Annotated in this window: 21 protein-coding genes; 14 read left to right on the top strand and 7 right to left on the bottom strand. The window is 70.7% G+C overall.

Annotated elements, in window-relative coordinates; genetic code table 11:
* Nucleotides 1-65: 65 nt before the first annotated feature.
* The 4 genes from ACIBG8_RS52100 (at nt 66) to ACIBG8_RS52085 (ending at nt 5303) form a co-directional block, all read left to right on the top strand.
* The gene (locus tag ACIBG8_RS52100; protein WP_397350848.1) at nt 66-1340 is read left to right on the top strand and encodes an aspartate aminotransferase family protein; all 1275 of its coding nucleotides are present in this window, start codon (nt 66-68) and stop codon (nt 1338-1340) included.
* Complete coding sequence (locus ACIBG8_RS52095) at nt 1327-2805, top strand: CoA-acylating methylmalonate-semialdehyde dehydrogenase (RefSeq protein WP_397350847.1); 1479 nt, start codon at nt 1327-1329, stop codon at nt 2803-2805. Before ACIBG8_RS52100 ends, ACIBG8_RS52095 begins: the two co-directional genes overlap by 14 nt.
* A 201-nt stretch (nt 2806-3006) precedes the next feature.
* The gene (locus tag ACIBG8_RS52090) at nt 3007-4068 is read left to right on the top strand and encodes a hypothetical protein (RefSeq protein ID WP_397350846.1); all 1062 of its coding nucleotides are present in this window, start codon (nt 3007-3009) and stop codon (nt 4066-4068) included.
* Nucleotides 4069-4160: 92 nt separating this feature from the next.
* Nucleotides 4161-5303: an extracellular solute-binding protein gene (locus tag ACIBG8_RS52085; RefSeq protein ID WP_397350845.1), complete on the top strand. Its 1143-nt coding sequence runs from the start codon at nt 4161-4163 to the stop codon at nt 5301-5303.
* Between the two features lie 699 nt (nt 5304-6002).
* Here the strand turns inward: ACIBG8_RS52085 and ACIBG8_RS52080 are convergent.
* Nucleotides 6003-6947, bottom strand: a complete 945-nt coding sequence (locus ACIBG8_RS52080; protein ID WP_397350844.1) for an NADP-dependent oxidoreductase — start codon at nt 6945-6947, stop codon at nt 6003-6005.
* Between the two features lie 148 nt (nt 6948-7095).
* Between ACIBG8_RS52080 and ACIBG8_RS52075 the strand changes: the two genes are divergently transcribed.
* Genes ACIBG8_RS52075 through ACIBG8_RS52065 form a run of 3 tightly spaced genes read left to right on the top strand, consistent with a single transcriptional unit; the run spans nt 7096 to nt 9936 of the window.
* Nucleotides 7096-7938: a pirin family protein gene (locus tag ACIBG8_RS52075; protein ID WP_397350875.1), complete on the top strand. Its 843-nt coding sequence runs from the start codon at nt 7096-7098 to the stop codon at nt 7936-7938.
* 42 nt (nt 7939-7980) lie between these two features.
* The gene (locus ACIBG8_RS52070; RefSeq protein ID WP_397350843.1) at nt 7981-9201 is read left to right on the top strand and encodes a saccharopine dehydrogenase family protein; all 1221 of its coding nucleotides are present in this window, start codon (nt 7981-7983) and stop codon (nt 9199-9201) included.
* Between the two features lie 48 nt (nt 9202-9249).
* A complete protein-coding gene (locus tag ACIBG8_RS52065; protein WP_397350842.1) occupies nt 9250-9936 on the top strand; it encodes a class I SAM-dependent methyltransferase in 687 nt (228 codons plus the stop codon).
* On the opposite strand, the gene ACIBG8_RS52060 is transcribed toward ACIBG8_RS52065, so the two are convergent.
* Complete coding sequence (locus ACIBG8_RS52060) at nt 9873-10520, bottom strand: helix-turn-helix domain-containing protein (RefSeq protein ID WP_397350841.1); 648 nt, start codon at nt 10518-10520, stop codon at nt 9873-9875. The two genes, ACIBG8_RS52065 and ACIBG8_RS52060, sit on opposite strands and share 64 nt — an antisense overlap.
* Before the next feature lie 10 nt (nt 10521-10530).
* A complete protein-coding gene (locus ACIBG8_RS52055; protein WP_397350840.1) occupies nt 10531-11904 on the bottom strand; it encodes a PLP-dependent aminotransferase family protein in 1374 nt (457 codons plus the stop codon).
* Nucleotides 11905-11971: 67 nt separating this feature from the next.
* Between ACIBG8_RS52055 and ACIBG8_RS52050 the strand changes: the two genes are divergently transcribed.
* Nucleotides 11972-12793 carry a helix-turn-helix transcriptional regulator gene (locus ACIBG8_RS52050; protein ID WP_397350839.1) on the top strand — a complete coding sequence of 274 codons (822 nt, stop codon included), beginning with the start codon at nt 11972-11974 and terminating at the stop codon, nt 12791-12793.
* A 65-nt stretch (nt 12794-12858) separates the two neighbouring features.
* A complete protein-coding gene (locus ACIBG8_RS52045; RefSeq protein WP_397350838.1) occupies nt 12859-13584 on the top strand; it encodes a hypothetical protein in 726 nt (241 codons plus the stop codon).
* On the opposite strand, the gene ACIBG8_RS52040 is transcribed toward ACIBG8_RS52045, so the two are convergent.
* Complete coding sequence (locus ACIBG8_RS52040; RefSeq protein ID WP_397350837.1) at nt 13581-13817, bottom strand: hypothetical protein; 237 nt, start codon at nt 13815-13817, stop codon at nt 13581-13583. The genes ACIBG8_RS52045 and ACIBG8_RS52040 overlap by 4 nt on opposite strands.
* 170 nt (nt 13818-13987) lie before the next feature.
* Entirely contained in the window at nt 13988-15295 is a 1308-nt protein-coding gene (gene gabT / locus ACIBG8_RS52035; RefSeq protein WP_397350836.1) for a 4-aminobutyrate--2-oxoglutarate transaminase, read from the bottom strand.
* 91 nt (nt 15296-15386) lie between these two features.
* On the opposite strand from gabT, the gene ACIBG8_RS52030 reads away from it, so the two are divergent.
* Nucleotides 15387-16823: a PucR family transcriptional regulator gene (locus ACIBG8_RS52030; protein ID WP_397350835.1), complete on the top strand. Its 1437-nt coding sequence runs from the start codon at nt 15387-15389 to the stop codon at nt 16821-16823.
* Here ACIBG8_RS52030 and ACIBG8_RS52025 read toward each other — a convergent pair.
* Nucleotides 16780-17406 carry a TetR/AcrR family transcriptional regulator gene (locus ACIBG8_RS52025; RefSeq protein WP_397350834.1) on the bottom strand — a complete coding sequence of 209 codons (627 nt, stop codon included), beginning with the start codon at nt 17404-17406 and terminating at the stop codon, nt 16780-16782. The genes ACIBG8_RS52030 and ACIBG8_RS52025 overlap by 44 nt on opposite strands.
* 233 nt (nt 17407-17639) lie before the next feature.
* Between ACIBG8_RS52025 and ACIBG8_RS52020 the strand changes: the two genes are divergently transcribed.
* From ACIBG8_RS52020 to ACIBG8_RS52005, 4 genes are read left to right on the top strand one after another with little or no spacing between them, the layout of a single operon-like run.
* Nucleotides 17640-19067, top strand: a complete 1428-nt coding sequence (locus ACIBG8_RS52020) for an aldehyde dehydrogenase family protein (RefSeq protein ID WP_397350833.1) — start codon at nt 17640-17642, stop codon at nt 19065-19067.
* 49 nt (nt 19068-19116) lie between these two features.
* Nucleotides 19117-20016, top strand: coding sequence for a sigma-70 family RNA polymerase sigma factor (locus ACIBG8_RS52015; RefSeq protein ID WP_397350832.1), 900 nt, complete (start codon nt 19117-19119; stop codon nt 20014-20016).
* On the top strand, nt 20016-20756 hold the full coding sequence (locus ACIBG8_RS52010; protein WP_397350831.1) for an SDR family NAD(P)-dependent oxidoreductase: 741 nt from the start codon (nt 20016-20018) through the stop codon (nt 20754-20756). Before ACIBG8_RS52015 ends, ACIBG8_RS52010 begins: the two co-directional genes overlap by 1 nt.
* A 55-nt stretch (nt 20757-20811) precedes the next feature.
* Nucleotides 20812-21615, top strand: a complete 804-nt coding sequence (locus tag ACIBG8_RS52005; RefSeq protein ID WP_397350830.1) for an enoyl-CoA hydratase/isomerase family protein — start codon at nt 20812-20814, stop codon at nt 21613-21615.
* Nucleotides 21616-21779: 164 nt separating this feature from the next.
* Here the strand turns inward: ACIBG8_RS52005 and ACIBG8_RS52000 are convergent, their stop codons facing one another.
* Nucleotides 21780-22766: an aldo/keto reductase gene (locus ACIBG8_RS52000; protein WP_397350829.1), complete on the bottom strand. Its 987-nt coding sequence runs from the start codon at nt 22764-22766 to the stop codon at nt 21780-21782.
* Nucleotides 22767-22801: the final 35 nt, after the last annotated feature.

The raw sequence follows: 22801 nt of genomic DNA, 5'->3' as shown, positions 1-22801 counted from the left end.
GGACTTTGCCTGGCCCCGACAGGTTGTAGGTGGGAAGGGGGACAGGCAACCGGGATACTCGTAGCATGTCGGACCTTCTCGCACGCCACCGGGCAGTGATCCCCAACTGGGTGGCCCTCTACTACAACGAGCCCATCGAGATCGTCAGCGGCAAGGGAAACCGTGTCGTCGACGCCGAGGGCAAGAGCTACCTGGACTTCTTCGCCGGGATCCTCACCAACATGATCGGGTACGACGTGCCCGAGGTGCGCGAGGCCGTCGAGCGCCAGCTGTCCACGGGCGTGGTGCACACCAGCACCGTCTACCTGCTGCGCGGCCAGATCGAGCTGGCGGAGAAGATCGCGAGGCTGTCCGGCATCCCCGACGCCAAGGTGTTCTTCACCAACTCCGGCACCGAGGCCAACGAGACGGCCCTGCTGCTGGCGACCTACGCGCGCAAGACCGACCAGGTGCTGGCCATGCGCCAGAGCTACCACGGCCGCTCCTTCGGCGCGATCTCGGTCACCTCGAACACCTCGTGGAAGAACAACTCGCTGTCGCCGCTGAACGTGCACTTCCTGCACGGCGCCGACCGGCAGTTGCCCGCCTTCCGCGGCATGTCGGACGAGGCCTACATCGAGGCGTGCGTGGCCGACCTGCGGCACTCGCTGGCGACCGTCGTGTCCAAGGACGTCGCCGCGTTCATCGCCGAGCCGATCCAGGGCGTCGGCGGGTTCACCATGGCTCCCGACGGGCTGTTCGCCGCCTACAAGGAGGTCCTGGACGAGCACGGGATCCTGTTCATCTCCGACGAGGTACAGACCGGCTGGGGCCGTACCGGATCGTCGTTCTTCGGCATCCAGAACCACGGCGTGACGCCCGACATGATGACCTTCGCCAAGGGCCTGGGGAACGGCTTCGCCGTCGGCGGCATCGTCGCCCGCGGCGACCTGCTCGACCAGCTCCACGCGGTCGGCCTGTCGACCTTCGGCGGCAACCCGATCTCCATGGCTGCGGCCAACGCGACGCTCGACTACGTGCTCTCGCACGACCTGCAGGCCAACGCCGCTCGCACCGGCGCCCTGATCATCGACGGCCTGCGCGCGGCGGCCGAGCGGCTGCCCGTGGTGAAGGACGTGCGCGGCAAGGGGCTGATGTTCGCCATCGAGCTCTCCTCGCCCGAGCAGGCGGCGCGGTTCATGGAGCTGTCCAAGCAGGCGGGCCTGCTGGCCGGCAAGGGCGGCCTGTACGGCACGGCCATCCGCATGGCCCCGCCCCTCACCCTGACGATCGAGGAGGCCGCAGAGGGCCTCGACATCATCGTCAACGCTCTGGAGACCATCAACGATGAAGCGCGTTAACCACTGGATCAACGGCGCTCCCTTCGAGGGCGCCGGCCGTACCGCCGACATCTACAACCCGGCGAGCGGGGTCGTCAGTGGCCAGGTAGCGCTGGCGTCGGTCGAGGACGTCGACGCGGCCGTGGCCGCCGCGTCGGCCGCCTACCCGGCGTGGCGGGACTCCTCGCTGGTCAAGCGGGCTCAGGTGCTGTTCAACTTCCGCGCGCTGATGTACGAGCACCGCGACGAGCTGGCCGCGCTGATCTCCGCCGAGCACGGCAAGGTGCACAGCGACGCGCTGGGCGAGGTGGCCCGCGGCCTGGAGGTCGTGGAGTTCGCCTGCGGCATCCCGCACCTGCTCAAGGGCGGTTTCTCCGAGGGGGTCTCGACGCGGGTCGACTCCTACTCGATCAGGCAGCCGCTGGGGGTCGTGGCGGGCATCACGCCGTTCAACTTCCCGGCGATGGTGCCGATGTGGATGTTCCCGCTGGCGATCGCCTGCGGCAACGCCTTCATCCTCAAGCCCTCGGAGAAGGACCCCTCGGCCTCGCTGCTCATGGCGCGGCTGTGGAAGGAGGCGGGGCTGCCCGACGGCATCTTCAGCGTCGTGCAGGGCGACAAGGTCGCGGTGGACCGCCTGCTGTCCCACCCCGACGTCCGGGCCCTCTCTTTCGTCGGTTCGACCCCGATCGCCCGCTACGTCTACGAGACCGGCACCGCGCACGGCAAGCGGATCCAGGCGCTCGGCGGCGCCAAGAACCACATGCTCGTCCTGCCGGACGCCGACCTCGACCTGGTCGCGGACTCCGCGGTCTCGGCGGGCTTCGGCTCGGCCGGTGAGCGGTGCATGGCGATCTCCGTCGTGCTCGCCGTGGACCCGATCGGCGACGAGCTGGTCTCCAAGATCGCCTCGCGCGTCGCGCAGCTGAAGATCGGCCCGGGGGACAACCCTGAGTCCGAGATGGGCCCGCTGGTCACCCGCGAGCACCGCGACAAGGTCGCCTCCTACCTCGACCTCGACGAGGGCTTCAAGATCATCGTGGACGGGCGGGAGGGGCGGCCGGAGGGTGAGGGCTTCTGGCTCGGCCCGACCGTGCTCGACCACGTGCAGATCGGCTCGCGCGTGCACACCGAGGAGATCTTCGGCCCGGTGTTGTCGATCGTCCGCGTCTCCTCGTACGAGGAGGGGGTGGAGGTGATCAACGCGCTGGAGTACGGCAACGGCACGGCGATCTTCACCAACGACGGCGGCGCGGCGCGGCGCTTCCAGAACGAGGTCGAGGTCGGGATGGTCGGCATCAACGTGCCGATCCCGGTGCCGATGGCGTTCTACAGCTTCGGCGGCTGGAAGTCCTCGCTGTTCGGCGACACGCACGTGCATGGGACCGAGGGTGTGCACTTCTACACCCGCGGCAAGGTCGTCACCTCGCGGTGGCTGGATCCGTCGCACGGCGGCGTGAACCTGGGGTTCCCGACCAACAAGTAACTGCTTCACTCGTACGGCAGGCGTCCCGTTTTGGGGCGTCTGCCGTTTTTATTTCCCCTTTGCGGCGGCTGTTGTCGAGAAATGTCGTGCGCTTGTCCTGGCCTTTGGGGCGAGATGGATAGGAATAGTCCGTAGGTCCTCAGCCAGCAGAAACGCCCGAATTGGAAGGGCTCTGCCGTGGCCCGAAGGGGAGTAGATATCGTGATTTCTAGCCTTAAGAGGGGCGCGGTGGGCGGATTGCTCGCCGCGGCCGTTCTCATATCCGCGCCCGCCTACGCGAGCGCGGCGACGTCAGCCACTGAGACGGTCGCCACGACCGCTTCCTCGGATGACCCGACGTCATGTGATCTGTGTGCGAGCAAGCCCGAGGTGCCGCCCGGCTACGCGGCGCTGCCCGTCTGGATCGTCCTGCCGGAGCAGTTCTCCAAGCCGGGTCCCGCCGGTCCTGCGGGTGAGACCGGTCCTGCCGGTCCCGCTGGTCCTGAGGGCGCGGCCGGTCCTGCGGGTCCTGCGGGTCCCGTCGGTCCTGCCGGGGCCAAGGGCGACAAGGGCGACAAGGGCGACACCGGTTCGCAGGGGCCTGCTGGTCCTGCGGGCGAGAAGGGCGACACGGGTCCCAAGGGCGACACGGGCGCGACGGGGGCTGCCGGGGTCAAGGGCGACACCGGTCCCGTCGGTCCCAAGGGCGACAAGGGCGACACCGGTCCTGCGGGTCCGAAGGGCGACACCGGCCAGGCTGGTCCTGCCGGTCAGCCTGGTCAGGCCGGTCCTGCCGGTCCTGCGGGGCCTGCCGGTCCCAAGGGTGACACCGGCGCTGCCGGTCCGAAGGGTGACACGGGCGCTGCTGGTCCCAAGGGCGACACCGGTCAGGCGGGTCCTGCGGGTCCCGCCGGCGCTGAGGGTCCTGCGGGTCCCGCCGGTGAGGCCGGTCCTGCTGGTGAGACCGGTCCCGCCGGTCCTGCCGGTGAGGCTGGACCCGCTGGTGAGGCCGGTCCCGCTGGTCCCGAGGGTCCTGCCGGTCCTGCCGGTGAGGCCGGTCCTGCTGGGCCTGAGGGTCCTGCCGGTCCTGCGGGTGAGGCCGGTCCTGCCGGTCCCGCTGGTCCTGCGGGCGAGCCGGGTCCCGCCGGTACGTGCGGCGAGAACGTCCCGCCGTGCGGTGGCACCGGCGAGGAGATCCCGCCGTGCGCCGTCGAGCCGACGGACAGCAAGATCCCGCCGTGCGCGGTGCCCGATCCGGACGAAACTCCGTACCGGGCTAGCTGACAGGTGAGCCGGAGGGGTGCGCGTCCACTCGGCGCGCACCCCTCTTCCATGTGCTCCCGGTAGGCTCCAGCTCACGGAAGAGGGGGAATCTGGTGCGTACAACCGCGATGGTCTTCGTGGCCTGCCTGACGCTTGCCGCGTGCACGCCGGCAGGGGCCGCAGTGGGCCCGTCGCCGACGCCCAGCAAGAGCCCGACCACGGTGCCCAGCCCCGCGCAGAGCGACGGGACGCTGCAGATCCTGGCCTACAAGGGCTACGCGGAGTACGGAGGGTCCGGCAAGGTCAACTGGGTGAGCGACTTCGAGAAGGTCACCGGGTGCCGCGTGGCCAAGCTCGACACCGTGCAGACCGCCGAGGAGATGACGAAGGCGCTCGCGGGGCGCACCTACGACGTCGTCAGCGCGGGTCCCGACATCGCCGGTGACCTCATGGCGGCCAAGCAGGTCCAGCCGATCGACACCGCCAAGGTCTCCGGCTACGCGGACGTGCCCAAACGGCTCCGCGACCTGTCGGTGCAGGGCGGCAAGGTGTACGGCGTGCCGTACCTCTGGGGGTCCACCGAGATCCTCTACGACGCCTCCAAGGTCAAGGGGGAGGCGAGGCAGCTCTACCGGTCGGACCGTGCCGCGCTCAGGGACAGCCCGATGACGATCGCCGACATCGCGCTGATCGCCAAGAAGGAGCTGGGCGTCACCGATCCGTATTCCTTGACGGCCGGGCAGCTCGACGCGGTGATGCGCCTGCTGGAGGGCTCGGGCAAGGGGCGGACGTACTGGAGGACCCCGATCGACCTGATCAAGGGTTTTGCGACGGGTTCGCTCGACTACGCCCAGTCCACTCCGTATTACCTGCGCCTCCTCCAGAAGGCCGGGAAGCCCATCAAGGCGGCCAAGACCGACCAGACCACCGGGTGGGTGGACTCGTGGATGCTGGGTGCGAACGTCCCCAACATCGACTGCGCGTATCGGTGGCTCGACTGGATGTCCACGCCGGAGACGCAGAGCAAGGCGGCGGCGTGGGTGGGCCTGGCGCCCGCGAACCCGAAGGCTTGTACGGGGAAGCCCAAGCTGGCCGGTGAGGCTGAGGAGATCTGCGACATCTACGGGGTGGGTAAGGCGAAGCGGTTGGACCGCATCATCTTCGCCGTTCGCCCGCCGGGGGATTGCCGGGCGCCGGACAGGGAATGCACTGTCTATACCACCTGGAGCTCTAGGTGGCGGGGGCTTGTGAAGTGAGCGGGGGGTTGTTGACCTCTGCTTGGCGATGCTGCGGGCACACCCTTCCCCCCGCTGGGTGATGCCTGCCAGAGACGCCCCGGGCGTTCCCCCAACCCCGGGGCGTCTCACTCTCCCCAGGCCAACCCATCTACCCTCACCCCACCCACTCCCAGCCCCTCACCCCACCCACTCCCAGCCCCTCACCCCACCCACTCCCAGCCCCTCACCCCACCCACTCCCAGCCCCTCACTCCACCCACTCACCGCTCCCTCACTCATCAGCCCGCTCCCTCCCACTCGCCGCGCCCGCCTGCCCACCCTCCGCCCGCCCACCCACCCGCCCCCGGTCCCGCTGTGGCTGACGACCTCTGGCAGTGTCCGTCTGTGCGGGGTTGCGCGAGGCATGGAAGACCTCCGCGCGGAGGGCAGCCCGTGTGCGTGACCGCCCATGTGGGCGACCCTCGTCGAGGGTCAGAGCGCACTGAGGCCTCGGAACGGCTGTGGGGTTGCGCAGGCATGAAAGCCCTCGCACGAAGGACCGCCCGGGCGCGCGACCACGTGTGTGTGGGCGATCGTCGTCGCGGGTCAGAGCGCACTGAGATCTCGGAACGGCTTGAGGACCTTCGTGGCGAGGAATATCTCGCCGATGCGAGAGCACCGCCCGGTCGGAGCGGCTGCCAAATGTGCATCCAGGGATGCGGGCTTCTGTGGGCTGCCCTCAGATCCGGAAGACCGTCTTGCCGCGGGCGCCGCCGTTCTTGACCTTCTCCAACACCGCCGGTGCCTCGGCCAGCGTAGGTTCCGACTCCAGGTGGACCTTGAGTTTCCCGCCGTCGATCAGGTCCGCCAGCGTGGCCAGCAACTCCCCGCTCGCCGTGTTCTCGAAGTTCAACCCTCGCAGTTCACGAGCCGCCAACGCGTCCCCGTTCACCGACCAGATGCTGCTGATGATGAGCCCACCCGGCTTCAGCAGGTTCGCCAGCGCGTCGATCCCGCCCGGCGGCGTCACCAGGTCGATGATCGTGTCGATTCCACCCTGATGCACCGCGAGCACCTGCGACGGCACCGCCCCCTGCGTGTAGTCGATCGTCTCCGCCGCGCCCAGGTCGTGCATCATGGCCGCCTGCGCGTCCCTGGCGGTGGCGATCACCCGTGCCCCCCGGTTGGCCGCGAACTGCGTGGCCGACTGTCCGACGCCGCCGGTCGCCCCCACGACAAGGACGGTCTGCCCCTCGTCCACCCGCGCGGTCTCGACCAGGTTGTAGGCGGTCATCGTCGAGGTAGGCACCCCTGCCGCCTGGGAGAAGATCATCCCTTCGGGCATCCGGGAGAGGGCCCCGTCCTCGGAGGCCACCGCGTACTCGGCGTAGCTCCCCATCCCGTGCGCCGGGTCGGAGAACTGGCCGTAGACGTTGTCGCCCGCCTTGAACCGGCTGACACCCGAGCCGACCGCCTCGACGACCCCGGCCCCGTCCACCCCCATCACCAGCGGGAACCTGTGCTCCACCGCATCCTTGAGCGCCCCGTCGACGATCTTCAGGTCGAACGGGTTGAACCCGGCCGCCCGCATCCTGACGAGCACCTGGCCTGGACCCGGCGTCGGCGTGGGCTGATCGGTCAGCTCAGGAGTGGCTCCGAAGCCGGACACGGTGATGGCACGCATGAGATCCCCCGGTTCGCGTGAGTGAACAACATCCCGTTTTGTCCCCTAAAGGGATGAAACTCAAGCACCCTAAGTGGCCAACATGCGGGCAAACGTGACCCCTGGGTGAGGTCCTTCTGAAGCTGGGCCGGGAACGGTCATCGTCGTGATGAACCAGCGTGGTGTGCGCGACGTGACGACCCGGCAGGAGTTCGGGGCAGACAGCCAGGTGGACCGCAAGGCCGTGGTGCTGGAGCCGGGGCGGTGGGCGGAGTACGACCCGTTCATGCTGCTGGCCGAGGACTGGTTCAGCGCGGTCGGCTTCGACTGGCACCCGCACTCCGGCATGGAGACGGTCACGCTGGTGCTGGAGGGCGAGCTGGAGCACCGCGACAACCACGGGGGCCACGGCGTGCTCGGCCCGGGCGACGCGCAGTGGATGACGGCGGGCAAGGGGCTGTTCCACGCCGAGCTGGCCTACGAGCGCCGCCCGGTGCGCACGCTGCAGCTGTGGGTGAACCTTCCGGCGAAGGAGAAGATGACCGACCCGCACTACCAGGACCTGCGCGCCGCCGACATGCCGGTGCGGGAGGAGCCCGGGGTCAGGGCTCTGGTCTACTCGGGTCGTTCCGGCGCGGTGCGCGGTCCTGCGGGTAACTACGTGCCGGTCACGATGGTGGTCGCGGACTTGGAGCCCGGCGCCTCGTTCGTCCAGGAGATCCCGGGCGACCAGAACGGGTTCGTCTACGTGATCAGTGGCGAGGGTCGCTTCGGCCCTGACGGAGCGGTGGCCAAGGCGGGCCAGGTCGTTCATCTGGAACCGGGCGACGACGCCGAACTGACCGGTCTGGCGATGACGGCCGACGAGGAGTTGCGTCTCGTGCTGTGGGCAGGACGGCCGCTGCGCGAGCCTGTGGAGGCCTACGGGCCGCTCGTGGCCAGTACGCGGCAGGAGCTCGCCCAGTCGTTCGCCGCCATCGAGACTGGGCGATTTGGCCCGATTCCCACCTAGACGACACTGGCTGATTGGTCAGTCAGCCAGTAGGGTACGGGCATGAGAATCCTCCTTGTGGGGGCCGGCGGCGTGGGTTCCGCCGTCGTGCCCATCGCCGCGCGCCGAGATTTCTTCGAACACATCGTGGTGGCCGACTCTAGACAGGGCCGGGCCGCCGACGTGGTCGCGAAGATCGGCGATGCCCGTTTCAGCGCCATCGAGCTCGACGCCTCCGACCAGCGAGCCGTCACGGAGGCGCTCCAGGAACACCGGTGTGACGTGCTGTTCAACGCCGTCGACCCGCGCTTCACCATGCCCCTGTTCGAGGCCGCGCTCGACGCCGGAGCGCACTATCTCGACATGGCGATGTCACTGTCCAAGCCGCACCCGCGCCAGCCGTACACCAAGACGGGCGTCAAGCTCGGTGACGAGCAGTTCGCCATGGACCAGAAGTGGCGCAACACCGGCAGGCTCGCCCTGGTCGGCATGGGGGTGGAGCCGGGGCTGGCGGACGTGTTCGCGCGTTACGCCGCCGACCACCTCTTCGACCGCATCGACGAGGTGGGCATCAGGGACGGCTCCAACCTCGTGGTCGAGGGGTACGACTTCGCGCCGACGTTCTCCATCTGGACCACGATCGAGGAGTGCCTCAACCCGCCCGTGGTGTGGGAGGACGGCGACTGGCGCACGACGGAGCCGTTCAGCGAGCCCGAGGTGTTCGACTTCCCCGAGGGCATCGGCCCGGTGGAGTGCGTGAACGTCGAACACGAAGAGGTCCTGCTGGTCCCGCGCTGGATCGACGCCAGGAAGGTGACGTTCAAGTACGGGCTCGGCGAGGAGTTCATCGGCGTGCTGAAGACCCTGCACAAGCTGGGGCTGGACGGCACGGACCAGGTCAAGGTCGGCAAGGCGAGCGTCGCCCCGCGCGACCTGATCGCGGCGAGCCTGCCCGACCCGGCGACCCTCGGCGACCGCATGCACGGCAAGACCTGCGCCGGCACCTGGGTGAAGGGCGTCGGCAAGGACGGCGCCGAGCGCGCCGTCTACCTGTACCACGTGGTGGACAACGCCTGGTCGATGCGCGAGTACGGCTCGCAGGCCGTCGTCTGGCAGACCGCCATCCACCCGGTCGTGGCGCTGGAGCTGATCGCCAGGGGCGTGTGGAAGGGCGAGGGCGTGCTCGGCCCCGAGGCGTTCGACGCCGTGCCGTTCCTGGACCTGCTGGAGGAGTACGGCTCGCCGTGGGGGATGCGCGAGGAGCGGGTGACCCAGGCCGCCTAGGAGCGTTTCGTTCAAGACCGCGGGGAGAAAAGACCCGAATCTGGTCACATGTCAGAACGAACCTTCACCCCCGCCCTGGGGCGCGTAACCGCCCCCACCGGGTTCTACGACTTCGCGATCTCCCTCACCCGGGAGCGGCTGTGGCGCGGCCTGCTCGCCGCGCACGCCGCCCCGCGCCCCGGCGACGTGATCGTCGACGTGGGTTGCGGCACCGGGTCGCAGGCCGCCCTCCTGCACCGGATGGAACCGCGGGCCACGGTCATCGGCGTCGATCCCGATCCCGGCGTGCTGGCCGTCGCCAGGCGCAAGTCGGGCGGGCCGCAGTGGCGGGCCGGGATGGGCGACGAGCTGGCCGAGCTGCTGGGCGAGGGGTCGGCGACGACCGTGCTGTCGAGTCTGGTGCTGCACCAGTGCCCGGTCCCGATGAAGCGGGCGATCCTCGCCTCGATGCTGGCCGTGCTCAGGCCCGGCGGGAAGGTGGTGATCGCCGACTTCGGGCTGCAGCGCACCGCGCTGATGCGGGCGGCGTTCCGCATCGTGCAGTTCGCCGACGGCAAGCGGGACACGCAGCCGAACGCGGACGGGATCCTGCCCAGGCTCATGGTGGAGGCCGGGTTCGCCGACGTGCGCGAGGCCGACGTGGTGTCCACGGTGAACGGGTCGATCTCGATCTACGTCGGGCGCAGGAGCGGCAGCACGGCGGACGGCGTGAGCCCGAGCATCTCGCGGAGCTGACGGGTGAAGTGCGCCTGGTCGGCGAACCCGCCGGTCGAGGCGGCTTCCGCGAGCGACTGCCCGTCGCCGAGCGCCCGCACGGACTCGGCCAGCCGCCGCCAGATGCGCCAGCGGGTCAGCGGCAGGCCGAGCTGCCGCCCGGCGAGCGCGCGCAGCCGTTGCGGCGAGAGCCCGACGGAGGCGGCGAGGAGCGGCATGGGGACCGGCCCGGCCGCCAGGGCGTCCATCGCCGCTGCCAGCCGTCCGTCCAGCTCGCCGGAGAGCTGGGGGCCGATCTGGTCCTCGGTGAGGTCGCGCAGGCCGGGCGCGACGGCGATGCCGCTGGGGCAGAGCGCGCGCAGCCGGTCGGCGAAGGCGCAGTGCGGGTCGACGTAGAAGGTGGTGAGGTACGGCGCGGCCAGCAGCCGGTGCCGCACCATCGGCGCCACGACCAGCGCGGGCCCACGGTGGAGGCCGTCGGACGCCATGACCACCTCGCCCTGGTCGGCGACGGCGATCTGGAACGCGGCGTGCCGGTGCGCGGTGTTGTCAGGGGACGGCCCGCGATAGACCGCATAGCCCGCGCCGATGACGAAGCGTGACATCCAGGGCAGTCTAGTGTCCCAGCGCGCGGGCCAGCCGGTCCACGAGCGCGTCGAGGTGGTGCACGGGCAGCGTGTACGGCACGCGCAACCACCGGTCGAGCGCCCCCGTGGCGCTGAAACAGGTGCCCGGCACCACCCGCAGGTCGAAGGCGGAAGCGCGGGCGGCCAGCTCCGTCGTCGACCCCTCCACCGGCATCCACAGCGCCACCCCGCCCTCGGGGGAACGGGCGCGCAGCCCGCACCGCCGCGCCAGGGCGTCGATCAGGAAGTCGCGCTGCGCCCTGAGGTTCTGGCGCCGCGCCGCGAACAGGTGGTCGGCCTCGTCGAGCAGCCAGGCGGCGGCGATCTGGGTGACCGGCGAGCCGGACAGGTCGGTGGCGATCGCCTGCTCGGCCAGCCGCGCCATCGTCGTGGGCGCCGCCCTGATCCAGCCGATGCGCAGCCCCGACCACAGGGTCTTGCTCAGCGAGCCGATCGTGATCACCCGGTCGGGCGCGTAGGCGGCCAGGTGGGCGGGCGGCGGGGCCGCGTCCCACAGCTCGCGCAGCGTCTCGTCCACGACGAGCGTGCTGCCGCGGGTCCGTTCCGCGAGGTCGCGCCGCTGGTCGCCGGGCATCGTCCGGCCGGTTAGCGGGTGGTTGTCCGGATGGAGGAAGGCCACGGTGGACCGGGTGCCGGCGATGACGTCGCCGAGCTGGTCCAGGTCCCAGGGGGAGAAGGTCGAGACGCGCGGGCGGAGGTGGCGCAGCACGCTGAGCAGCCCCGGGTAGGTCGCGTTCTCCACGACCACGCCGGTGCCAGGGCGGACGAGGTGGCGGGCGACCAGGTCGATCGCGTGCTGGGCGCCGTTGGTGACCATGATCTGGCCGGGGTGGGTGGGCAGGCCGTGCTCGGTGTAGCGGCGGGCCAGCGCGGTGCGCAGTTCGAGCAGGCCGGTGCGGACGTAGCCGATCCGCCCGCCCAGCGTCGGCAGCGCCTCGGCCAGGATCGCCTGGACCCGGTCGAGCAGCTCAGCGGTGGCGAGCGGGTCGGCGCTGAGCGAGATGACCTCGTCGGGGCCGACGTCGTGGTCGCCCACGTTGCCCGGCACGCCGCGGGTGCGTGCGGCCAGCTCGGGCGGCAGCCCCGCGACGGAACCGGATCCCCGCCTGGTGGTCAGGAAGCCGGTCGCGGCCAGCCGCTGGTAGGCCACGGTGACCGGGGTCCTGCTGATCCCCAGCTCGCGGGCGAGGATGCGCTCGGCGGGCAGCCTGGCGCCCGGGTTCAGCCTGCCGTCCCTGAGCGCGTGGCTGATCGCCTTCGACAGCAGGTCCGCCAGCGCGCCGTCCGGGCGCTGCCAGTCCCCGATCTCCCTGGCCAGGGTCCTGGCCGAAACGACATGCATAGGGAGATCGTCACGGTTGCCGGACATATGCGCTTGAAGATAGTTGCGCGAGGTAGATTCCCCACACGTGGAGATCCTCACGAGACAGACCATCGCCGTGGTGCCCGGTCTCGACCTGGAGGAGTTCAGAAGCTCCTTCACCGCGGACCACGATCCGCGCGAGGGGAAGGCGTGGACGCCCACGTGGGTGGCGGGACGCGACGCGGTCACCCTCATCAGGTCGGGCGGCTACTGGCGTGAGGCCGCAGGTCAGCGCCTCTACCTCGACGCCAGCGGCGGCTACCTGTCGCCCAAGGGGGTGGAGTCGCGCTTCGCCGGTGACGACCCGTGCGTCACGACCAACATCTACTTCACCACCGACGCCCACCGCGAGATCCTGGAACGGCTGAGCCGCCGCAGGAAGGGCTGGCGGATCAGGACCAGCCAGAACTTCGACCTGCGCCACCGCGCGCTCGTCGCGGCCGCCAAGCGGCGCACCGACGAGTTCGAGCTGAGCGAGCGGCTGACCTTCCTGCTCGAACGGCTGTGCCCGGTCGACGGAGCGAGCGCGCCGAGCCCTGCGCACCAGCGCCTGGTGGACAGGACCGTGGAGGCGCTGACCGTGGGCCACCTCACCTGCGGCCTGACCGACCTGGCCAGGGCGGTCGGCTCCTCGCCGCACCACCTGAGCCGGGTCTTCCGCGGCACGACCGGCCGCACGCTCACCGACTACCGCAACGAGTTGCGGGTGCGCGCGGTGCTCGAGTGCGTCTCCGACGGCGCGGACAACCTGGCCGACCTGGCGGCCGAGTACGGCTTCGCCGACCACGCCCACCTCAGCAGGACCGTGCGCAGGTACACGGGGATGCCGCCGTCGGCGTTCAGATCGGGAAGTGCCACTTTGCGCTAGGTGGCTATTGAGGGCCGGTGCGGCGGATCGGGACAGTGTGCTCCTCACCAAGAAGGAGACCCGAGATGAAGCTACGGCCGATGGCCACGGGACTGGCCGGTCTGCTGGCCGGCGGCCTGCTCGTGATGGGCGGTACGGCTGTCGCCACAGCCGGGCCCGGCGACACGTACTACGCGTGCGTCGCCAAGGGCAGCGGCGCGATGCGGCTGGTGAAGTCCACGACGACCTGCCGCACCGCGGAAAGCAAGATCGCCTGGAACCGGCAGGGCCCGGTGGGCCCGCAGGGCGCCTCAGGCCAGCAGGGCGCCCCGGGTCAGCAGGGCCAGACCGGCGCGCAGGGCCAGAAGGGCGACAAGGGCGAGCAGGGAGTCCAGGGCGTCCAAGGACCCAAGGGCGAGAAGGGCGCACAGGGCGAGAAGGGCGACAAGGGGGTCAAGGGCGATACGGGCGCCAAGGGGGACACCGGCCCCAAGGGTGACACGGGCGCGCAGGGCCCCAAGGGCGAGCCGGGCAACGCGGGCACGCTGGTGCTCGTCAGGGCCAGGGTCACCGCGCGGGTCGCACCGGGCGAGATCAAGATCGTCACCGCCCGCTGCCCGTCAGGACGCAAGGCGGTCGCCGGTGGCCACACGCTCAACCGGCTCTCCGCGGGCACGGCCGTCGCCATCCTGAACGACAACCCGACGGCCGACGACGCGGGCTGGGAGGTCGGCGTCCTCAGCGACAAGGACACCCCGGCCTTCGACCTGGGTGTCTACGTGACCTGCGCCAAGGCCGAGTTCGAGAGCTAGAAACGCGCCGGGAAGGCGACGACCTTGGCCAGCGGGGCGGGGAAGAGCGCCTCGGCGCAGTCCGCGCAGGCCAGCACCGCCGAGTCGTCGGGCAGCCGCCCGACGCGCACCCGCGGGCGCGGCCACTTCTTGTGACACACCACGCAGGCGTCACCGTCGCGCTGGGCCCAGGTCAGGCCGTCAGGGTCGAACGTCACCATGCTCCGCGCCGTTCCGGTCGGACCCCAGTTCATCACGCTCCCCGCAGCCGTCGGCCAGCCATACCGCAACCGTTATAACGCCGGTCGGCCCCGGCGTCGGCTAGCTGCGTGCCAAGCCAGAGTGAAATCACGGCCGGGATGCGCGCCGTACTGCAACAAAAGAGGGCATCCAGCCGCAAGCTGGATGCCCTCTTTGATGGCACTTATGCCTCGGCCACCGCCTTCTCCAGGATGGTCAGGCCCTCTTCCAGCAGGTGCTCGGGCATCACCAGCGGCGGCAGGAAGCGCAGCACGTTGCCGTAGGTGCCCGCGGTGAGCACCAGCAGGCCCTCGGCGTGGCAGCGCTTGACGATGGCCTGCGTGGCGGCCGCGTCCGGTTCCTTGGTGCCCGGCTTGACCAGCTCGATCGCGATCATCGCGCCGCGCCCGCGCACGTCGCCGATCGTCGGGAAGCGCTCCTGGAGCGACCTGAGCCTGGGCAGCATGATCTCGCCGATCCTGCGCGCCTTCGCGACGAGGTCCTCCTCCTCGATGGTCTCGAGCACGCCGAGCGCGGCCTCGCAGGCGAGGGGGTTGCCGCCGTAGGTGCCGCCGAGGCCGCCGACGTGCACGGCGTCCATCAGCTCCGCGCGCCCGGTGACGCCGGCGAGCGGGAGTCCGCCCGCGATGCCCTTGGCGGTGCAGATGATGTCGGGCACGACGCCCTCGTCCTCGCAGGCGAACAGGTCGCCGGTGCGGGCGAAGCCGGTCTGGACCTCGTCGGCGACGAAGACGATGCCGTTCTCGCGGCAGAACTCCGCGATCCTGGGCAGGAAGCCGCGTTCCGGCACGATGAAGCCGCCCTCGCCGAGGATCGGCTCGATCACCACGGCGGCCACGTTCTCGGCGCCGATCTGCTTGGTGATGACGTCGACCGCCTGCTCGAAGGCGTCGCTGGGGCCGCGGAAGGGGTAGGCGACCGGCACCCGGTAGACCTCGGGAGCGAACGGGCCGAAGCCCTGCTTGTACGGCATGTTCTTGGCCGTCAGGGTCATCGTGAGCAGCGTGCGGCCGTGGTAGCCGTGGTCGAAGACGACGACCGCCGGGCGGCCGGTGGCGTGGCGGGCCACCTTCACCGCGTTCTCCACGGCCTCCGCGCCGCTGTTGACCAGGAACGTGCGCTTGTCGTGGTCGCCGGGGGTGAGCTCGTTGAGCTTCTCGCAGACCTGCACGTACGACTCGTACGGCGTGACCATGAAGCACGTGTGGGTGAAGTCGGCGACCTGCTTCTGGACCCGCTCGACCACGCGGGGAGCGGCGTTGCCGACGTTGGTGACGGCGATGCCTGAGCCGAAGTCGATGAGCTGGTTGCCGTCGGCGTCGACGACGATCCCGCCGCCCGCCCTCGTCACGAAGACCGGCAGCGTGGTGCCGATGCCCGTCGGGACGGCCGCCTGCTTGCGGGCAAGCAGCTCTTGGGACTTCGGCCCGGGAATGGACGTGACGAGACGACGCTCCTGCTCAATGGTCATAGTTGAGACGGTACGGCGAGCGCGGTGACGTGCCGATATGCCGAAATGTCACACTAGGGTGTTGGAGTTGTCCATTAGGGGGGGATGCGGGGTGGCACCTACGCTGCGGACCGTCTTGCGGCGCATCCCGCTGAAGGTGCTCGCCGGGTCCATCGAGGCGCCCGTGCGCTGGGTGGCGGTCAGCGAGCTGGCCGATCCCACGCCGTTCCTCGAGGGCGGTGAGCTGGTGCTGACCACCGGCATGCGGCTCGCTCCGCCGTACGAACCCTATGTGGCCAGGCTGGTCGGCGGGGGAGTGGCCGGGCTGGGGTTCGGGGTCGGGCTCACCCACGAGAGCGTGCCGCCCGAGCTGGTCGAGGCGGCTGCCGCCGCCGGGCTGCCGCTGCTGGAGGTCGCGCGCGAGACGCCGTTCATCGCGATCGGCAAGGCGGTCAGCGAGCTGCTGGCCGCCGAGCAGTACGAGGAGATCAGCCGGGCCTTCGCCGCCCAGGGGCGGCTCACCCGCGCCGCGCTGCGGCCCGAGGGCATGCGCGCGGTGATCGACCGGCTGGCCAAGGAGGTGGGCGGCTGGGCCGTCCTGCTCGACGAGTCAGGCGAGGTACGGCACGCCACCCCGGGAGCGCGCACCGACACCGTGGCGGCCGCCCTCGCCAGGGTCGGGCGGCGCTCGCCGTCCAGCCTGGCCATCTCCGGTCCCGACGAGCACGTCGTCGTGCAGCCGCTGGGCCTGCGCGGCTTCTTCGCCGTGGGCGCCGACCAGCCGTTCACGCCGGTGACGCACACGGTGGTCAACGCGGCGGGGTCGCTGCTGACGCTCGCCGTCGAGCAGGGGCGCGGGCTGCTGGAGGCCACCCGCCAGGTGCGTTCCTCGGTCCTGGCCCTGCTGCTGGCCGGGGCGGCCGACCAGGCGTGCGCGGTGCTGGCGCCGCTGGGGGAGACGCTGCCCGAGGAGCCGCTGGTGGCGCTGGCCGCCGAGGCCGCCGCGCTCGACGTCGCCGAGCGGCAGACCTGCGCCTTCGCCGCCCCGTACGGCGCCGGCGCGATCGTGCTGACCGGCGAGGACGACGCGGAGCGCATCGCCGAGCTGCTGCCAGGACCGGTCGGCGTCGGCTCGCCGTTCGCGCTCGACGACCTGGCAAGCGGGCTCGACCAGGCACAACGCGCGCTCGCCTCGGCGCGCAAGTCGGCGGCCGGGCGCGCGCACTTCGCCCAGCTCGCCGGTCAGGGGCTGCTCAACCTGCTCGACCCGGCCGCCGTCCGCGCCTTCGCCGACGCGCTGCTCGCCCCGCTGGTGGCGTACGGCTCGCGAGCCGATCTGCTCGGCTCGCTGCGCGCGTACCTGGCGGCCAACGGGCACTGGGACGCGGCGGCGCAGAAGCTGGGCGTCCACCGCCACACCCTGCGCTACCGCATGAAGCGGGTGTCCGAGCTGCTCGGCAGGGACCTCGACGATCCAGGCGTGCGCGCCGAGCTGTGGATCGCGCTCAGTCCTTCTTCACGAGGTAGCAGCAGATCGTCGCGGTCGTGACCGCCTCGTAGGTGCGCGCGTCGCGCAGGTGCCCGGCGCGTTCCAAACTGATGGCGCCCTGCGCCGCCGCCCACAGCGCGTCGGCGATCTTCCGCGGCTGGGTGGGGATCAGGTAGCCGGAGGCGATGCAGTCGGCGATCACCCGATCCAGGATGTTCAGCGCGGCGCGCGCCAGCGTTCTGGCCCGCTCGCTGGGTTCGAAGCCGGGGATCGCCCGCTCGAACATCAGGCTGTAGTAACCGGGCTCGGCCAGGCACGCCTCACGGTAGGCGGGGCCGAGGGCGGTCAGGTTGTCGAACGGGTCGCGGCGCGAGGGGACGCTCTCCAGGAAGCGCCTGAAGCGCTCGAACCCTTCGAGGTACAGCGCCTCGGCCAGACCTTCCCTGCTGCCGAACATCGTGTAGATGACCGTGGTGGTGCATCCCGCCTCGGTGGCGATCCGCCGCATGGACAGGCTTTCCGGCCCGTCGCTGACCAGCAGGTCGACCGCCACGGTGAGCACGCGGGAGCGCAGCTCGTTCTGGGTGCTCTGATCGCCGAGCAAATAGGCGCCCTGAAGCCCGAGCGGCGCCGACGAGGTCATGGGCCCCACCCTTCATACTCAAGGGCACACCCGTACTCGGTGACCCGCACACGTTGAGATAGCCATAGCGGAGATCGTTCAAACCGCTCCACACGGTAAACATTCCGAATTAGCGCTAGTTGTGTTACAGGGGCAGCAAATTTGGTGGTTTGTGCGTAACGGTGGGGCCGCCGTCCGGTGTTGTGCGCTTTGGCATATCTCCCCTGGTCCGGCCGTGGCATAACGTCAGAGGCATGGACGTGCGTACCTTCTGGCTCGCCGGTCGCCCCGCCACGGGCGAGACCGAGCTCACCGTGACCAACTCCCACGACGGTCGCCAGGTCGGGCGGTACTCCGTACCCACCGACGCCCAGGTGGAGGAGGCCATCGCCGCGGCTCACGCCGTGCGCAAGCAGGCCGCGGCGCTGCCCGTCCACGTGCGCGCCGAGGCGCTCGCGCACGTCTCGCGGCGCCTCGCGGAACGGGCCGACGAGATCGCCCAGCTGATCACCGGGGAGAACGGCAAGCCGCTCATGTGGGCGCGCGGCGAGGTCTCCCGCGCGATCTCCACCTTCCGGTTCGCCGCCGAGGAGACGCGCCGCTACTCCGGCTCCGTGCAGCGGCTCGACACCGAGCCTGCCGCCACCGGACGGCTGGCCTACGTCTCCCGGGTGCCGCACGGGCCGGTCCTGGCGATCACGCCCTTCAACTTCCCGCTCAACCTCGTCGCGCACAAGGTCGCCCCGGCGATCGCCGTGGGCGCTCCCGTCATCGTCAAGCCCGCTCCCGCCACGCCGCTGTCGTCGCTGGTGCTGGGCGAGATCCTGGCCGAGACCGACCTGCCCGCCGGGATGTTCTCCGTCCTGCCCGTGGAGAACTCCCGCGCCGCCGCGCTCGTCCAGGACCCCAGGCTGCCCGTGGTGTCGTTCACCGGGTCGGGGCCGGTCGGCTACGCGATCATGGACGAGGTGCCGCGCAAGCACGTGACGCTGGAGCTCGGCGGCAACGCGGCGGCTGTGGTGCTCGCCGACGCCGACCTCGACTGGGCGGCGTCGCGCATCGCGCTGTTCTCCAACTACCAGGCGGGCCAGAGCTGCATCGCGGTCCAGCGGGTGATCGTCGAAGAATCCGTCCGCGAGGCCTTTGTCGCCAAGCTGGTCCCGGCGGTCGAGGCGCTCGTGACCGGTGATCCGTACGACGAGAAGACCCAGGTCGGGCCGCTCGTGTCGGTCGCGGCCGCCGAGCGGGTGGAGGCCTGGGTGCGTGAGGCGGTCGAGGGCGGCGCGAAGCTGCTCGCCGGCGGCACGCGGGACGGCGCCACGATCGCGCCGACCGTCCTCACCGACGTGCCGGACGACGCGAAGGTGACCTGCGAGGAGGTCTTCGGGCCAGTCATGACGATCACCTCGGTGAGCGGCGTGGACGAGGCGTTCGACCTGGTCAACTCCTCGAAGTACGGCCTGCAGGCCGGAGTGTTCACCCGCTCCCTCGACATCGCCTTCCGCGCCAACAGGGAGCTGGAGGTGGGCGGCGTCATCGTCGGCGACGTGCCGTCCTACCGGGCCGACCAGATGCCGTACGGCGGGGTCAAGGAGTCCGGCGTCGGCCGCGAGGGGCTGCGGTCGGCGATGGACGACTACACCTACGAGAAGACGATGGTCCTCACGGGGCTCACCCTTTAGGTCACTCTCCGTGCGATGAGTTTTCGCGGGCGGCTCCGTCATGACAGGTATGACTGAAGAGGAGTTCGCCGGACTCGTCCGGCAGCACGAGCGCGAGCTGCGGGTGCACTGCTACCGCATGCTCGGCTCGCTGGACGAGTCGCAGGACCTGGTGCAGGAGACGTTCCTGCGCGCCTGGAGAGGGCGCGCCGAGCTGCGGGAGGAAGGCCGCCTGCGCGGCTGGCTGTACCGCATCGCGACCAACGCGTGCCTCGACTTCCTGGAGCGCTCGCCGCGCCCCGCCACGCTCCAGCCGTACCCCGACCGGCTGCTGGAGCCCGACGCCGCCGCGATCGACAAGGAGACCATCGAGCTCGCGTTCATCGCGGCGATCCAGCACCTGTCCGCCAAGGAACGGGCCGTGCTGATCCTGCGCGACGTGCTCGGCTGGTCGGCGAGGGAGACCGCCGAACTGCTCGGCTCCAGCGTGGGCGCGGTCAACAGCGGGCTGCAGCGGGCGCGCGTCACGATGCGCACCCGGCTGCCGCGCCGCCGCCTGGACTGGACGCCGTCCGCGAGCGCCGAGGAGCGGGCGGTGCTGCAGCGGTACATGTCCGCGCTGGAGCGGGCCGACGAGGCCGCGGTCGCCGCGGTGCTGCGCGAGGACGCCGTCGCGGGCCACCAGGCGGGGGCAGGGGGCAACGAGGGATCCGACGCCGTTCGCTACGAGGGGCGCGACGTCATTCTCAAGGCGTGGGCGCCGATCCTGGGCGGCGGGCCCGAGCTGCGGTTCCTTCCCGCCTACGCCAACCGCCAGCCCGCCGCTGCCACCTACCTGCGGCTGCCCGGCGGCCTGTCCTTCGAGGCGTTCGCGCTCAGCGTGCTCCGCGTCGAGGACGGCGCTGTGGCGGAGATCATGACCTTCGGCGCCGACCTCTTTCCCGCCTTCGGTCTTCCCGGGGAGCTGTGATGCCGCTCGAAGGCAAGAACGCGGTGATCTACGGCGGAGCCGGGGCGATCGGGGGCGCGGCGGCTCGGGCGTTCGCCGCTTCCGGCGCGCGCGTCTTCGCGGTCGAGCACACGCTGGTCGACGCGCTCGACGAGGACGCGGTCACCAGGCACGCGGCCGAGGTGCGCGAGCGGGCGGGCAGCATCGACATCTGCCTCAACGCGGTGGGCCTCCCGCTCGGCTCGCAGGGGGTGCCGCTGGTGGAGCTCGCCGCCGACGCTGCTGTTGGCGCTGTTTCCGCATATATCCGGACGAACTTCGTCACCGCGAAGGCAGCGGCGCTGCACATGCGGGAGACCGGGGGTGGGGTGATCCTGGCGCTGTCGCCGCCTATGGCGCGCAATCCCGTCGCGCTGTCCGGGCCGTTCGGGATGGCGGGGGCGGCGGTGGAGGGGCTGGTCCGGCAGCTCGCCGCCGAGCTCGGCGCTCATGGCGTGCGGGCGGTGGGGATGCGGCTCAACGGGATCCCGGAGACGGCCTCGCGGCTGGGTTCGCACACGGCGCAGATGTGGGGGCGGGCGGCTGAACGGCTCGGCGTGCCGTACGAGCGGCTGCTCGAGCAGGTCGGGGCCGGCACGTTCAGTGGGCGGCCGCTGACCGTGCGGCAGGTGGCCGACGTGGCGGTCTTCCTGGCCTCCGACCGCGCGGGCGGGGTGACGGGGACGGTCGTCAACGTCACCGGGGGAGCGGGGGTGGACTAGCGGAGCACTGCTCCGCTATATTCGGAGCACTGCTCCGATCCTAGTGAGGTGTGTCGTGAACGACTATGTGGCGCGTCCCCGGTTCGAGGAGTACGCGGAGAAGTACGCCGCCTACTTCGCCATGGAACGCCGTGACGGGATCCTCGAACTGCGCATGCACAGCGCCGGTGGGCCGGCGCGGTTCGACTTCTCGGTGCACAACGCCTGGGGGCAGGCGTGGCACGACATCGGCAACGATCCGTTGAACGAGGTGCTGATCCTTACCGGGACGGGGGACGTGTGGCTCTCCGCCGAGGGGGCGTCTCCGGAGGAGGCGTCCAACCGGCTCATCCAGCAGGAGCGGCCGGTGGACTTCGCCTACGAGCGCACGTACTACGACGCGGTGAAGCTGCTGGAGAACTTCGTGTTCTCGGTGGACATCCCGACCATCGCGGCGATCAACGGGCCGAGTGTGGCGCATACGGAGGTGGCGTTGCTGTGTGACATCACGCTGGCGGCGGAGTCGGCGACCATCGTGGACCCGCACCTGCTGGCGGGGGTGGCTCCTGGGGACGGGCAGCAGCTGACGCTCCAGGAGCTCATCGGCACCAAGCGGGCGGCTTATCACCTGTACACCGGGTTGCCGATCACCGCCCGCGAGGCGCTGGACCTGGGTCTGGTCAACGAGGTGGTGCCGTTGGAGCGGTTGCTGCCCAGGGCGTGGGAGCTCGCGGAGGGCATCATGCGGGCACCCCGCGCCGCCCGACGCCTCACCCACGCCATCGCGGCGCGGCCCTGGAAGCGGCGGCTCGTGCACGACCTCGGGTTCGGGGTCGCGCACGAGATGTTCGGCATCTCCGCCGACGGCCTCCACAACTGACAACCCCCACACCCCGCAACCCCCAGACCAAGGGGCGTGGGCCCCCTTCTCGCAAGGCACCAGGGGGTTGTGGGGGTGGCGTGGGATCCCTCCCTTGGAGGGGCTCCACGGATGGGTGGAGTGGGGGTCCTCCCCTGGAGGGGACTTACCTGGGCGGGTGAGGGTTAGTGGGTGGAGTCGAGGCGGGTGCGTTGGTCGGTGGTGAGCTCCAGGTCGACGGCGGCCAGGTTCTCCTCCAACTGGGCGAGCGACGACGCCCCCGCCAGCGGGATGATGGGCACGTCGGCGCCCATCTGCCACGCCAGCACCACCTGGTTCATCGAAGCGCCCGTCTCCTTCGCCACCTCACGCAACACGGCCAGCCGAGCGGGAACGCCCGGGTGGTCGTAGTCCGGCGGCAGCGGCTTGTCCTCCCGCGTGTAAGCCCCCGCCAGCAACGGCGAGTACGCGAGCAACGTCAACGACGGCTCAGCCCGCAGGTAGGTGAACAGCTCCGCCCCCGCGTGCCCCAAGCTCCCGTCCTCGAACAAATCGGAGGGAAGGTCGAAACGCGGCCGCAGGTAGCTGTGCTGGTACTGCAGCACCTCATACCCGGCCACCCCAGCGGCAGCCGCGATGGACCGCGCCCGCTCCACCCGCCAGATCGCGTGGTTGCTCGCCCCGAGCAGCCCCACGATCCCCTCGGCCACCAGCTCGCCGAACCCCTCGACCGTCTCACGCACCTCCACCGAACGGTCCTCGATGTGCGCGTAGAGAAGGTCGATCTTCTCGACCCCGAGCCGCTCCCTGCTCCGCTCCGCCGACTCCCTGATCACCTTGGCCGACAACCCCTCGGGGTTGTCCACGTACCCGGTCCCCGGCGCCAGGGGACGCGCGCCGAGCTTGGTGGCGATGACGATCTCGTCCCCGACGCCGCGGCTGCGCCGCCACCGGCCGAGCAGCTCCTCGCTCTGCCCGCCCTGCCCGCCGTCCACCCAGAAGGCGTAGTTGTCCGAGGTGTCGATGAAGTTGCCGCCCGCCTCGACGAAGCGGTCGAGGATGGCGAACGAGGTGGCCTCGTCGGTCACGGAGCCGAAGAGCATCGCGCCCAGGGACAGGACGCTGACGTCACGGCGGTTCTCAGGGTCGGTGCCGATCGCGCGGTATCTCATGGAAGGGAGTGTGGATTCTGGAGTGGACTCCAGGT

Source organism: Nonomuraea sp. NPDC050556 (assembly GCF_044457355.1).
Classification (GTDB): domain Bacteria; phylum Actinomycetota; class Actinomycetes; order Streptosporangiales; family Streptosporangiaceae; genus Nonomuraea.
This window is presented reverse-complemented; position numbering and strand designations above follow the sequence as displayed.